General features: G+C 43.9%; 2 rRNA genes. Both read right to left on the bottom strand.

What is annotated here, in order from left to right:
- A 23S ribosomal RNA gene (locus JK635_RS18645) occupies nt 1-111 on the bottom strand; the annotation flags it as partial.
- 330 nt (nt 112-441) lie between these two features.
- Nucleotides 442-519: ribosomal RNA gene (locus JK635_RS18640) — 16S ribosomal RNA — on the bottom strand; the annotation flags it as partial.

The raw sequence follows: 519 nt of genomic DNA, 5'->3' as shown, positions 1-519 counted from the left end.
ATCTCCGGATCGACGCTTACTTACAGCTCCCCGAAGCATATCGGTGTTAGTCCCGTCCTTCATCGGCTCCTAGTGCCAAGGCATTCACCGTGCGCCCTTTCTAACTTAACCTAAAAGGTTTAAAACCTAAAATGGCGATACTCGGTTCTTACTTGGTTTCTTCTTCTATACGATTATCTAGTTTTCAAGGAACAAGGCTACTGATTTTCATCACGAAGTGATGGATCATATAGCTTTATGAGAGATTATTCTCTCAAAACTAAACAAGGCGACTTCCACGAATCAACTTCATGAATGACCTTCTTAGTTTTGCTTCAAGCTGCCTTGCGACGAGCTGAGAAGTTACTCCCTCGAACTACTACGGCGCAGGAGCAAACTTAACGAGAAGATTGTTCTCTCAAAACTAAACAAACAAGAAACGTCAACTCTTATTATCCTTAGAAAGGAGGTGATCCAGCCGCACCTTCCGATACGGCTACCTTGTTACGACTTCACCCCAATCATCTGTCCCACCTTAGG

Source organism: Neobacillus paridis, from assembly GCF_016765675.1.
Taxonomy (GTDB): Bacteria; Bacillota; Bacilli; order Bacillales; family Cytobacillaceae; genus Neobacillus; species Neobacillus paridis.
The sequence above is the reverse complement of the archived record's forward strand: the minus strand, read 5'-3'. Positions and strand labels throughout refer to the sequence as shown.